The following is a 13,130-nucleotide window of genomic DNA, read 5'->3' as shown; positions in this document are numbered from 1 at the left end:
ATTATGAAAGTTGATCTTTGATAATATCACCTAAAGTTACTTTATCATTATCATTGATTTCGTTTAACGCTTCTCTTTCTTTCATTCTTGCAAGACTTTTTACGCTTAAACGAATTCTATTTTTCTTTTCATCAATGAAAACAATTAAAGCTTCTATTGTATCGCCTACTTTTAAACTTGAAAAATCAATATTACCCAAATCTTCTTTGTGAATTAGCGCATCAACACCCTCTTCAAGCTCTACAAAAACTCCAAAATCCTTAATATCTCTAATTTTTCCTGAGATAATATCATTTACTTGGTGTTTTTGTGCATAAACCTGCACAGGACTTTTTTGCAATTCTTTAGTACTTAAAGAAATTTTTTGATTTTCTTTGTCAAGCTTGATGATTTTAACTTCTACAACATCACCAACTTTATACATATCTTTGCATTTATCGTTTCTATTCCATGAAGCATCTTCATTATGCAGCAAACCTTCTAAGTTTGCAATTTTTACAAAGGTACCAAAATTAGTTACAGAAGTAACACTACCTTTTACCACATCACCTACCTTATGTGATTTTAAAAACTCATCAAAAGGTTTTGCTAATAAATTTTTTAAAGAAACTCTAAGTCTTCTTTCTTTAGTATTAATCTCAATTACTTCCACATCAAGCTCTTGGCCTTCGCTAATATAATCTTTTGGATTTTTAGCATTTTTATCCCAAGAAATTTCACTTATATGTAAAAATCCTTCTATATCATTTCCCAAATCAACAAAAGCACCATATGGCTCTATATTTGAAACCGTAACCTTAATAGTGTCACCAACCTCTAAACCATCTTTAATTTCATCCCAAGGATCAGGCATAGCAAGTTTGATAGATAAAGAAAGATGTTTTTTATCTTTATCATATTTAATCACTTTTACAGGAACCTTATCACCCTCATTATATAATGAACTAGGATTTACCGGTCCTTTATAAGAAATTTCACTATAGTGAACCAAACCATCAACACCGCCTACATCAACAAACATACCATAGGTAGTGATTTTTTTAACAATACCTTCTATGATTTCTTCTTGATTTAACACATTTGAGATAATCTCTTTGCGTTTTTTTCTTTCTTCATCTACTATTTTTTTTCTAGAAACTACTATACTTTGAGCTTCTTTATCAATTTTGATGATTTTAACTTTGAAAGTTTTATTGATGATGTTATTTGAATCTTTAAAGCTACTTTGTGATTTTGGCAAGAAAAATTCTACTCCATTTTCATCCACAGCTACAAAACCACCTCTATTTTTGCCAATGATTTTTACATCAAACATACTTTCATCATCTTTATAATTATCAATAAATTCTTTAACTTTTTGCTTTCTTAAAGCTTTTTTATGAGAAAGTAAAGATCTGCCACCGCGAGAACCCACTATAGCAACTTCTAATGTATCGCCTTCTTTGAAGATAAATTCGCCTTTGTCGTTTTGAATTTCTTCTATTGCCAAAATACCTTCTGATTTTTGCCCTACATTTACAAATACTTCATCGCCTTTAATCGCGACAATTATACCCTGTGTAGTTGCCTCCTCATCAGACTTGAAAGATTCCTCGAGCATTTGCTCAAAATCTTCTTCTATAATAATATCCTCTAGTCTGTTTTGAACTTTTTTGTTCACCTCGCTCATCGTGGTCCTTTGTTTTAAATTTTAATTCTTGATTATAGTATTGTTTTCTTTAAACTTAGTTAATTTTGGTGTATTCTTTGATTTTTTCCAAAACCAAATCAATCACCCAATCGGGTGTAGAAGCACCTGCGCTAATACCGCATTTTTCTTTTCCGCTAAACCATTCTTTTTGAATTTCTTTTTCATTTTCGATTAAGTAGCTATCCTCGCAGTAATTTTTTGCTATTAAAAAAAGTTGCTTAGTATTAGCTGAATTTTTTCCTCCAACTATTATCATTACATCACTTTTTTTTGCAAGCTCATTGATTGCTTCTTGGTTTTTAAAAGTTGCATCACATATGGTATTAAAAACGCGCACTTCCTTAACCCTAAGCATTAAATAATTTACAATTTCCATAAATTTTTCTATCTTTTTTGTAGTTTGTGATACCACTGCAATTTTAGAAGGCAATTTAATATCAAACAATTCTTTTTCATCAAGCACTACATATGCCTTAGTGCTTACATAACTTCTAACCCCTTTTACTTCAGGATGATTTTCATCTCCAAAAATCACAACTTCATAACCTTCATTGCTCATTTGCTCACAAATTTTTTGAGGTTTAGTTACAAAAGGACAAGTTGCATCAAAAATTTCTATATCTTTTTGCTTTAATTTTTCTAAATCTTGCTTTGTAATACCATGGGTTCTGATGATGGCTTTTTTTTCTGTGCTTAATTCATTAATATCATTTAATGTTTTAACATTATAATTTTTCCAAAGTCTTGTGATTTCTTCATTATTATGGATTAAAGAGCCTATGGTAGCTGCATCTTTAATCTGTTCAGCCTTTTTAATAGCTCTTTTTACCCCAAAACAAAATCCATAGCTTTTTGCTAGTTCAATCTCCAATTTTAGCTCCTATTTGCTTTAAAATCTCAATAAAATTTGGGAAAGAAGTTTTAATGCATTCACTATCATCTACTTCCATTCCACATCTTAAACCTAAAATTAAAAAACTCATCGCAATTCTATGATCTCCAAAGCTTTCTATTTTAGCACTTTTAACTTCGCCACCTTCTACTTCAAAACCATCTTCTAATTCTTTTACTTTTATGCCACATTTTTGCAAATTTAATACAATTGATTTGATTCTATCACTTTCTTTTACGCGTAATTCTTTAGCATTTTTTATAATGCTTTTTCCTTTTGCACAAGCAAAAGCTATGGCCAAAGCTGGAATTTCATCAATCAGCCATGCGATATTTTCACTCACACTTACTGCCTTTAAAGGCGCACTTTCAACACAAATTTCTCCAATACTTTCAAAATCTTCATTGGTAATATTATAGGTGATCTTTGCACCCATTTTTTCTAAAATTTTAAAGGCTTCAATACGTGTTTTATTTAACAAAACATTTTTTAAAACTACTTTTGAATGAGGTAAAATACAAGCAGCTAAGGCAAAGTAAAAGGCTGATGATGGATCATTTGGTACACATACTTCAAATGCTTTTAATTTTTCTTTTAAAGGATTGATTTTGATAAAAGTTTTATCCTCATTTAAATACTCAATGCAAGCCCCCATTTTATTAAGTATAATCTCACTATGATCTCTTGAAAGCTCAATTTCTTTAAAATAACTTTCTTTTTTGGCAAATAAAGCTGCTAAGATTAAAGCTGATTTTACCTGAGCTGAAGCAATATTACTACTAAAATCAAAACCATCTAACTTAGCCCCTTGTATACAAATAGGCGCTAAATTTGCATTAGCTCTTCCATAAATTTTAGCTCCTAAACTCATCAAAGGCTCACTTACACGTCTCATCGGCCTAGCATTTAAATAACAATCCCCGCTAAGTACAAAAAATTCATCTTCAATAGCGCTTAAAAGACCTATTAAAAGTCTCATAGCTGTACCTGAATTGCCACAATCTAAAACACAATTTGGAGATTTTATATATTTTGGAGCTTTAATACAAATTAATTCATCATTTTCTTCAACCTCAGCTCCCAAAGCTTGAATGATTGCTAAAGTATGTAAAGTATCTTGGGCTTTTAAATAATTTTTAATCTTACAAGTTCCTTGGGTAAGCAAAGAAAAGATAGCAAAGCGATGAGATATAGACTTATCAGAAGCTATATATTCAAGCTCTGCTGTAAAAGAATCAATAGGACTGATTTTCATCGAAGTTTTAAACCATGTTCATCATCTAAAGCTTTGATGATTTTATCAATATATCCAAGAATAATATTATCTTCTAAGGTTTTTTCAAAATCTCTAAATACTAAATTAATAGTCAAGCTATAAAAATCGCCTAAATTCTCATCTGTATATAAATCTACTACTCTAAAACTTTCTAATCTTTCAATATCTAATTTAGCAATAGTGTGTTTGATTTTTTCATATTCAAAACCCTTAGGTATAACTATACTTAAGTCCCTGCTCATAGATGGAAATTTAGAATAAGCTTTAGCGGTTTTAAAGTCTTGTTTTAAGCCTTCTAAATCAAGCTCACAAATATAAGTTTTAACCAGATCTCTTTTATTTTCTATACTTAAATGCACTCTACCTACAAAACCTATACGCTTGCCATTTTTATATACATTTGCTTGCTCATATGGACTTAAAAATGCATATTCTGATTTTTGCAAACTAAACTCACCTATAATGCTCTTTAATTCTGCTAAAAAAGTATAAAAATCTACCAAAATAGGCTTGGCCTTATTTGTGATTTTAGCTTCTTCTTTGTAGCCACTAAAGATCATCGCAAATTTAGCATGCTCATTTGAAAACTCATCAAAAACACTACCACATTCAAAAAGTTTGATTTTCTTTTTTGAATTTCTTAGATTAAAGCTTGCTGCATTTAAAAGGTGATTTATCAAAGTGCTTCTTAAGGTATTAAGTTCATTGGTGATAGGATTAATAAGCTTATTTTTAATGCATTTAAATCCTAATTGACTTAATTCTTCTTCATTATCTAAAACATAATGCACACTTTCAAAATATCCATTACTACTTGCTTTTAATCTTAAATTTTTAAGCTCTTGATAATCAAAATATACTTGATTTAGGCGATTTTTTTCTTTAAATTCTAAAGCTTTTGATGGGATATTATCAATGCCAATAATTCTTACTATTTCTTCACTAATATCAGCTATATTTGCTATATCACTGCGATGAAGTGGGATTTTGATATTAAATTGCTCATCATTTACCACACTTATTTCAAAGCCTAGTTTTTTAAGAATTTTTACTAAATTATTTTTATCTATAGGCATACCAATGATTTTATCAATCTCTGCACCAAAAATACCAATAATATTTGCTTCATTTTCTTTAAAAACTTGTTGACTTCCAGAAAAAACACTCATCGTGCTAATTTTCAAGCACTCATTAAATAAATACTCCATTCCCAAAGAAAGCTTAGGCTCACTACCTCTTAAAGAACGATATATAGTGTCATTTTTCTTTTTATAAAAGGCTATTGCATTTGCTATAGTTTGAGGACGAGTATAACTTGCTTCTATAATGATGATTTTGCTCTCATCATTGATTTTAAATTTATCTTCTTGCTCTATACCCGCTAAGGCAATCAACTCATCTTTATAATAAACTCCATATTCTCCATGTTCTTGAGTTTTAATTTCTAAAACAATCTTTTCATCGATTTGACAATCTTGACAAAGTTTATGAAAATCATAAGCACAAAAAATCACTCCACTCGCATGAGTTGCATATGTTAAAAGATTTTCTATATTATTATTTTTATATGCTTCTATCAAAGCAAGGCGAATTTGTATCGTAATATTTAGCTTAAATTCTTCTTTAATCTCTAATGCTTTATAAGCAAAAAAGCCTTCAACATCGCTTTGATTTTTAACACTTAATATTCTTCCTATACCTACGCTATTTTCACTTTCTTTTAAAGGATTTAATTCTTTTAAATTTAAATCAAGTGCTGCGCTTAAATCTCTAGCAACACCATATAAGCTCAAACAATCTCCGCGATTTGGAGTAAGTTCAATTTCAATTAATTCATCATTAAAAAGTTCATAATCATTTAAAGCTTTTCCTAGAACTAATTCTCCCATGCTTTCATCTAAAACCATAATGCCTTCATTGCTTTTTCCAAAACCAAGCTCACTAGAAGAGCAAATCATACCCATAGATTCAACCCCTCTAAGTTTGGCAGGTTTTATCTCAAGTCCATTTGGAAGCACTGCACCCACTAAAGATACGGCTACAAATTGATCTTTATCAACATTTTTTGCCCCACAAACAATTTGTAAAATTTCATTCCCAACATCTACTTTGCAAATATTCAATTTATCTGAATTTTCATGTTTAACTTTTTCTAAAACCTTGCCTATTACAACTTTTTGGGGAGCTTTGACACTTTTGAAACTATCAACTTCTAATCCTATAGAATTTAAAGTATTTACTATAGTTTGCGTTGATATTTCACTTAAATCAATCCATTCATTTAACCAATTTCTACTAATAATCATCTAAATTGCTCCAATAATCTTAAATCACCTTCAAACATAGAACGCAAATCAGGAATTTTATGTAAAAGCATAGCAAAACGCTCCACACCCAAACCAAAAGCATAGCCACTTACATTTTTATAACCAACAAATTTATAAACATTAGGATCAACAACACCGCATCCTAAAACTTCAAGCCATCCTGTTTGCTTACAAACCCTACATCCACAACCTTTACAAAATACACAAGAAATATCTACTTCAGCAGATGGCTCTGTAAAAGGAAAAAAGCTAGGTCTAAAACGCACTTTTACATCACCAAACATATGTTTTAAAAAATGTTCTAGCATATCTTTTAAATTTGCAAAATTGACTTTATCACCCTCTTCTACCACAAGTCCTTCCACTTGATGGAACATAGGTGTATGGGTAATATCAAAGTCTCTTCTAAAAACTGCACCTGGTGCTATCATTCTAATAGGTGGTTTTTGAGATAGCATAGTTCTAATTTGAACTGGAGAAGTTTGAGATCTAAGCAAGGTTTTATCTTCAAAATAAAAAGTATCTTGCATATCTCTTGCAGGATGATTTTGTGGTAAATTTAATGCTTCAAAATTATGAAAATCATCCTCAATCAAAGGCCCTTTTTCTATGCTGAAATTTAAAGCTGTAAAATATTCTATGATTTTATCCATAGTTTGCATGATTGGGTGCAAAGCACCTGCATTTGAAGTTTCATCAAAAAAACTAAAATCTTGCACATCTTGTTTCATTTTTTCATTTAAAGCTTTTTCTTCCAATTCTTTTAATTTTACTTGATAAGCTTCATTAAATTCATCTCTTGCTTTATTTAAACCATTAGCAAATTCTTTTTTTTCTTCACCTTGCAAATCTTTTAACTTTGCAAATTCCAAAGTCAAAATACCTTTTTTTCCTAAAACACTTACTTTTATATTTTCAAGTTCTGCTAAAGTACTTGCAGAAGCAATTTTTTCTATCATATCTTGCAATTTTAGCTCCAACTAAATTTTTTTTAAACATTCTAATGTAAAATTATTTAAAATTAGCAAAAATAACAAAAAAAGGACTACTAAATGAGAGAAAAAACCGTATTTGAACTAATCATAGAAGGAAAAATCCCTGCTAATAAAGTTTTAGAAAGTGAAAAATTTTTAGCCTTTCATGATATTAATCCTAAAGCACCTATTCATATTTTAATCATTCCAAAAGAACATTTTGAAAACTTTCAAGAATTAAGACCTGAATTAATGAGTGAAATGACACAATTTATTCAAGAACTAGCTATTCTTTTAGGGCTTGATAAAAGTGGGTATAGATTAATCACAAATTGTGGAAAAAATAGCGGGCAAGAAGTCTTTCATTTACATTTTCATATGTTAGGTGGATTTGAGCTTCCAAAAAATAAAGAAACCCAAATCAATCCTGAATCACTATTCTAAAAAGAGCTTAACTCTTTTTAGATAGCAGGACCAGCTAATTTAAATTCTGCTCCTTCTTTTACATCTTCATAGCGTTTAAAATTTTCTATAAACATTTTTGCAAGCTTTAATTTGGTTTCCTCATAAGCTTTTTTATCTTCCCAAGTATTAATAGGATTTAATAGCTTGCTTTCTACACCTGCTAATTCTTTTGGAACTGCAAGATTAAATAAATCATAATTTTCAAACTCACAATTTTGTATACTACCATCTAAAATCGCATTAATGCAAGCTCTAGTAGCTTTAATGCTCATTCTTTTGCCTACACCATAAGCTCCACCGCTCCAACCGGTATTTACTAGATAAACATTCACATTATGCTTGCTGATTTTTTCGCCCAAAAGTTTTGCATAAACAGTTGGGTGTAATGGCAAAAACACTTCTCCAAAACAAGCTGAAAAAGTCGCAACAGGCTCAGTAATACCTCTTTCAGTTCCTGCTACTTTTGCAGTATAACCACTTAGAAAATAATACATTGCTTGTTCTTTACTAAGTTTACTAACCGGAGGTAAAACACCAAAAGCATCTGCTGAAAGGAAAATAATATTACTAGGATGACCTGCACTAAGACTTGGCTCGTGATTTAAAATATGTTCTATCGGATAAGAAACTCTAGTATTTTCAGTTTTAGAACCATCATTAAAATCAACGCTTAAATCATCTTTTAAAACTACATTTTCTAAAAGTGCATTTTGCTTTATAGCTCCATAAATTTCTGGCTCACTTTGTGGGTCAAGGTTAATACATTTTGCATAACAACCTCCTTCAAAATTAAACACACCCTCATCATCCCAGCCATGCTCATCATCGCCTATTAATTTTCTTTTTGGATCGGTTGAAAGAGTAGTTTTACCTGTACCGCTAAGTCCAAAGAAAAGCGCCACATCACCTTTTTCTCCAACATTAGCACTACAATGCATAGGAAGTTTATTTTCTAGCGGAAGCCAGTAATTCATCATAGAAAAAATTCCTTTTTTCATCTCTCCGCCATACCAAGTCCCACCAATTACTGCTATATTTTTTTCTATGTTAAAAATGACAAAAACTTCTGAATTTAAACCATCTTTTTCATAGTCTTCATTCACACATTTGCAAGCATTATACACCACAAAATCGGGTTTAAACTCACCAAGCTCTTCTTCTTTTGGACGAATAAACATATTTTTTACAAAATGCGCTTGCCAAGCAATTTGTGTTACAAAACGCACAGCTTTGCGACTTTTTAACGAAGCACCACAATATGCATCTTGGATATAAATATCACTATTACTAAGCTGCTTTTTAGCTTTTGCTAAAAGTTTTTCAAATAATTCCTCGCTAATAGGTTGGTTAATCTTACCCCAAGCAATATATTTTTGTGAAGGATCTTGTTTTACAAAATATTTATCCTTAGGACTTCTTCCGGTAAAAATTCCCGTATCCACACTAAAAGTGCCATTTTTAGTACATACACCTTCATTGTTATTTCTTTCATGTTTTAAAAGCTCATCATAACTAAGATTATGAAAAACTTGCCCGATATTTTCTAAACCTAAATTTTCTAAACCTATCATTTTTGCCTCCTTATTTATAAGTCATTAAAACCTGGCCTTCACTTACACTCTCACCAGCATTTACTAAAAGTTCTGCAATTTTTCCATCTTTACTTGCACTAACTTCAATCTCCATTTTCATAGCTTCAAGCACAGCTACAACTTGACCTGCTTTAACACTGTCATTTTCTTTTACTAAAATTTTAAATACATTTGCATTCATACTCGCAACGATGGCATTAGCACTATCATCTACTTGTGTCTTTTTCACTTCTGTTTTGTCTGAATTTACTTTGACAGCACTTTTAACATTAACATCTCTATCAAAACCTGCACTTACTTCCACATGATATTTATTACCATTAACTGAAACGGTAAATTGATTTTCATTGATAAGACTTGGTTTTAATTTGCTATTTTTTCTAACATTAACCTTAGCTTCACCTTTTAAGAAAACTATACCTTTTTCTTTACAAGCTGCAACGATAAAAATATTTTCTTCACTTGTTTCTAAATTTTCCTTTTCCAATAAGTTTTTAATATAAGCTATACTTTTACTCTCATCTGCATCAGCGATATCTGTAGCTAATTTTATAGTTGGTTCTAATTTTAATTGCTCGCTTGCAAGTTTAATTACTTCAGGATCTGGAACAACGGGAGTTTTTCCAAAATATCCTAAAACCATCTTACCATACCCATCTGCTATTTTTTTCCAAGGTCCAAACATTACATTATTAAAAGCTTGTTGAAAATAAAATTGCGATACAGGAGTAACCGAAGTACCATAGCCACCTTTTTCTACCACTTCTTGCATGGCTTTTATAACTTGAGGAAATTTATCTAAAATATTATTATCTCTCATCATTTGTGTATTAGCAGTTAATGCTCCACCTGGCATAGGTGAAAAAGGTATTAAAGGATTTACCGCTGTTGCTTCAGGTGGTAGAAAATAATCTTTTAAACAATCTTTTAATACTTCTTCGTATTTTAAAATTTTTTCTTCATCCAAACCAAGATCAAAATTGCTTCCCTTTAAAGCATGAAGCATAGTTAAAATATCAGGTTGGCTTGTACCACCACTAACAGGAGCAGCAGCCAAATCTATACCATCAACACCTGCTTCTAAAGCCGCTAAATAGCATGCTATACTCACCCCTGCAGTTTCATGCGTATGTAACCTTATATGCATATTTTCAGGCAAGTTTTTTCTAGCCATTTTAATAACTTCATAAATTTTATTTGGGTTAGAAGTCCCGCTTGCATCTTTAAAGCAAACGCTATCAAAAGGAATTTGCGCTTGTAGGATTTCTTTTAAAATTCTTTCATAAAAAGGCACATCATGCGCACCTTTACATTTTGGAGGCAAATCCATTAAAGTAATAGTAATTTCATGTTTTAAACCATGCTTAACTATACATTCTCCACTAAATTTCAAATTATTTACATCATTTAATGCATCAAAATTTCTTATGGTGGTTGTGCCATGTTTTGCAAACATTTTTGCATGTAAATCAATAATTTCTTTACTACCTGTATCAAGTGCTACAGTATTAACCCCTCTTGCAAGGGTTTGCAAATTTGCTTCTTTTCCAACGATAGCTCTAAATTTATCCATCATTTCAAAGGCATTTTCATTTAAATAAAAAAATAAGCTTTGAAACCTAGCTCCACCGCCAAATTCAAAATGCTTAATATCTGCTTCTTTAGCTGCTTCTAAGGCAGGAAAAAAGTCATTCATCAAAACTCTAGCACCATAAACAGATTGAAAACCATCTCTAAATGTGGTATCCATCACATCAATTAATTTTTTAGCCATAATTTTTCCTTATTTTTGCATCTTTGCAATTATAACCTTACTTTCTTAAAAAATAAATTTATAAAATTTGGTTTAACATAATGATAATAATCGCAACAGGCGCAACAAATCTGAGTAAAAAATACCATATTTCAAAAATACTTTTACTCATAAATTTAGAAAACAAATTATACATTTTCATTTTATCTACAAAAAATCCTACAAAAATAGCACTAGCAATAGCTCCAAGTGGGAGCATAAAATTAGAAGTTAATTTATCCAAAATATCAAAAAAACTAAAACCAAAAAAACTAAAACTAGCCCCATAACTAACACTAAAAGATAAAATACAACTCATCCCTAAAAGAAAAACCACAAAACCTATAAAAACCAAAGCCTTTTTTCTTGAAATTTTATATTCATTCACAAGATAAAAAGTAAAAGGTTCTATCATAGAAACTGCTGAAGTAATCCCTGCAAAAAACAAAGCCAAGAAAAAATAAAAGGCTAAAAAATGCCCAAAGATAGCACCTAAGTTGGAAAATAAAGTCGTTAAAGATATAAATACAAGTCCAGCACCTTCTGCGGGATTGGCATTAAATTTAAATATAAAAGTAAATACAATAAGCCCCATCATTAAGCCTATACTGATATTTAAAAGCACAATTATGGCTGAACTTGTGATTAAATTTGTATCATCTTTTAATGAAGCTGCGTAAGTAGTAATACAACCTATACCTAAACATAAGGTAAAAAAAGCAAGGCCTAAAGCTGTTAAAACCGAATTTAGATTAAGTTTAGTAAAATCAGGATAAAACAAATAAACAAAAGCTTCTTTAAAACCATCTTGAAAAAAACAATACGCTAGCATTAAAACAAGCATGATAAATAAACTTGGCATGATCCAAACATTAAGTTTTTCTATACCACTTTTAACTCCTCTTGAGACAACAAACAAGGTAAGAAAAAAAGCAATTAAAAAATACAAACTACTTTCTAAAATACTATTTTGTATTAAATTTCCAAACAAAGCTCCTGCCTCTTGGGTATTGCTAGGCAAATAATAAATCGAAGTTATCATGTATTTTAAAACCCAACCCATAATAACAAGATAAAAAGATAATACAAAAATTCCACCAAGCATAAAAAATCCAGCAAATTTCCATTTTTGAGCATATTTAGTCGCCAAGCTTTTATAAGCATTCACAGGATCACTTTGACTTAATCTTCCCATAGCAATTTCAGCCAAAAATACACAAAATCCCACGCTAATAGTCAAAAGCAAATACAAAAGCACAAAGGCAAAGCCTCCATTTTGTCCTACTAAGGTTGGAAATTTCCAAGCATTTCCAAGTCCTATAGCCCCACCTGCAACGGCTAATACAAAGCCTATTTTAGAAAATTTATCATTCATTTTAATGCCTTAGAAAAAAAGCTGTCTAGCCATGATTAAAATCACTGCTAATGGAGAAATATATCTTAAAAAGATATACCAAATTTCAAAATATATCCCACGCATAAAGGGATGAAATAAAATTTGCAAAGCTTCTTTTTTAAGCACAAAACCCACAAAAAATGCTGTAATTAAAGCAGAAATTGGCATTAATAAATTCTGTATGAAAAAGTCTAAAATATCAAAAAAACTTTTTCCAAAGAAATTTAAACTTGGTGCACTTACATGATAAAAAGAAAGTATAGATAAACTTCCAAGAAAATAAACAATCACACCTACAAAAACCAAAGCTTTTTTTCTTGAAATTTGATAACGATTTATGAGATAAAAAGTAAAAGGTTCTATCATGGAAATAGCTGAAGTAATTCCTGCAAAAAATAAAGCTATAAAAAAGGCTATAGCTAAAATATTTCCCAAAAATCCTAATTTTGCAAAAAGTGTTGTTAATGATATAAATATAAGCCCTGGACCTTGTTGGGTAGGATCAGCCCCAAATTCAAATATAAAAGTAAATACAATAAGCCCCATCATTAAACCAATGATAGTATTAATGATGATAATATTTAAAGCACTGCTTATAAAATTTGTTTTATCAGGTAAGCTTGCTGCGTAAGTTAAAATCACACAAACACCCAAAGACATACTAAAAAATGCAAGCCCTAGTGCATCTAATATAGAATTAACACTTAATTTTGAAAAATCAGGTAC

At 30.4% G+C, this 13,130-nt stretch carries 10 protein-coding genes; 1 reads left to right on the top strand and 9 read right to left on the bottom strand.

The genetic code is table 11. From position 1 onward, the window contains the following. Position 1 precedes the first annotated feature (1 nt). The 5 genes from CAMP5118_RS05460 to pheS are packed head-to-tail and all read right to left on the bottom strand — an operon-like array spanning position 2 to position 7,153. Entirely contained in the window at positions 2-1,669 is a 1,668-nt protein-coding gene (locus CAMP5118_RS05460) for a 30S ribosomal protein S1 (RefSeq protein ID WP_337216806.1), read from the bottom strand. A 55-nt stretch (positions 1,670-1,724) separates the two neighbouring features. Next, on the bottom strand, positions 1,725-2,561 hold the full coding sequence (locus CAMP5118_RS05455) for a 4-hydroxy-3-methylbut-2-enyl diphosphate reductase (RefSeq protein ID WP_337216805.1): 837 nt from the start codon (positions 2,559-2,561) through the stop codon (positions 1,725-1,727). Further along, positions 2,551-3,837 carry a 3-phosphoshikimate 1-carboxyvinyltransferase gene (gene aroA / locus CAMP5118_RS05450; RefSeq protein ID WP_337216804.1) on the bottom strand — a complete coding sequence of 429 codons (1,287 nt, stop codon included), beginning with the start codon at positions 3,835-3,837 and terminating at the stop codon, positions 2,551-2,553. The genes CAMP5118_RS05455 and aroA overlap by 11 nt, the downstream gene beginning before the upstream one ends. Continuing rightward, complete coding sequence (pheT, locus tag CAMP5118_RS05445) at positions 3,834-6,164, bottom strand: phenylalanine--tRNA ligase subunit beta (RefSeq protein WP_337216803.1); 2,331 nt, start codon at positions 6,162-6,164, stop codon at positions 3,834-3,836. Before pheT ends, aroA begins: the two co-directional genes overlap by 4 nt. Beyond that, positions 6,161-7,153 (bottom strand): phenylalanine--tRNA ligase subunit alpha, encoded by a 993-nt coding sequence (gene pheS, locus CAMP5118_RS05440; RefSeq protein ID WP_220555325.1) that lies wholly within the window; start codon positions 7,151-7,153, stop codon positions 6,161-6,163. The genes pheT and pheS overlap by 4 nt, the downstream gene beginning before the upstream one ends. An 84-nt stretch (positions 7,154-7,237) precedes the next feature. Here pheS and CAMP5118_RS05435 point away from each other — a divergent pair, with 84 nt between their 5' ends. Further along, complete coding sequence (locus tag CAMP5118_RS05435; protein WP_240379776.1) at positions 7,238-7,603, top strand: histidine triad nucleotide-binding protein; 366 nt, start codon at positions 7,238-7,240, stop codon at positions 7,601-7,603. Positions 7,604-7,620: 17 nt separating this feature from the next. Here the strand turns inward: CAMP5118_RS05435 and pckA are convergent, their stop codons facing one another. From pckA to CAMP5118_RS05415, 4 genes are all read right to left on the bottom strand, one after another. Then, positions 7,621-9,195, bottom strand: coding sequence for a phosphoenolpyruvate carboxykinase (ATP) (gene pckA / locus CAMP5118_RS05430; RefSeq protein ID WP_263679159.1), 1,575 nt, complete (start codon positions 9,193-9,195; stop codon positions 7,621-7,623). 10 nt (positions 9,196-9,205) lie between these two features. After that, positions 9,206-10,990 (bottom strand): biotin/lipoyl-containing protein, encoded by a 1,785-nt coding sequence (locus CAMP5118_RS05425; protein WP_337216802.1) that lies wholly within the window; start codon positions 10,988-10,990, stop codon positions 9,206-9,208. A 58-nt stretch (positions 10,991-11,048) separates the two neighbouring features. Then, positions 11,049-12,383 carry a sodium-dependent transporter gene (locus CAMP5118_RS05420; protein ID WP_337216801.1) on the bottom strand — a complete coding sequence of 445 codons (1,335 nt, stop codon included), beginning with the start codon at positions 12,381-12,383 and terminating at the stop codon, positions 11,049-11,051. 9 nt (positions 12,384-12,392) lie between these two features. Next, on the bottom strand, positions 12,393-13,130 hold a 738-nt coding region (locus CAMP5118_RS05415; RefSeq protein ID WP_337216800.1), incomplete at its 5' end, for a sodium-dependent transporter.

The sequence above is a fragment of the Campylobacter sp. LMG 7929 genome, assembly GCF_024723595.1.
In the GTDB taxonomy this organism is placed as follows: domain Bacteria; phylum Campylobacterota; class Campylobacteria; order Campylobacterales; family Campylobacteraceae; genus Campylobacter_D.
This window is presented reverse-complemented; position numbering and strand designations above follow the sequence as displayed.

Bases quoted from the DNA above. Each gene is read 5' to 3' on its own strand.
- CAMP5118_RS05460 (WP_337216806.1), bottom strand. From the start codon at position 1,669: ATGAGCGAGGTGAACAAAAAAGTTCAAAACAGACTAGAGGATATTATT.
- aroA (WP_337216804.1), bottom strand. From the start codon at position 3,837: ATGAAAATCAGTCCTATTGATTCTTTTACAGCAGAGCTTGAATATATA.
- pheT (WP_337216803.1), bottom strand. From the start codon at position 6,164: ATGATTATTAGTAGAAATTGGTTAAATGAATGGATTGATTTAAGTGAA.
- CAMP5118_RS05435 (WP_240379776.1), top strand. From the start codon at position 7,238: ATGAGAGAAAAAACCGTATTTGAACTAATCATAGAAGGAAAAATCCCT.
- pckA (WP_263679159.1), bottom strand. From the start codon at position 9,195: ATGATAGGTTTAGAAAATTTAGGTTTAGAAAATATCGGGCAAGTTTTT.
- CAMP5118_RS05425 (WP_337216802.1), bottom strand. From the start codon at position 10,990: ATGGCTAAAAAATTAATTGATGTGATGGATACCACATTTAGAGATGGT.
- CAMP5118_RS05420 (WP_337216801.1), bottom strand. From the start codon at position 12,383: ATGAATGATAAATTTTCTAAAATAGGCTTTGTATTAGCCGTTGCAGGT.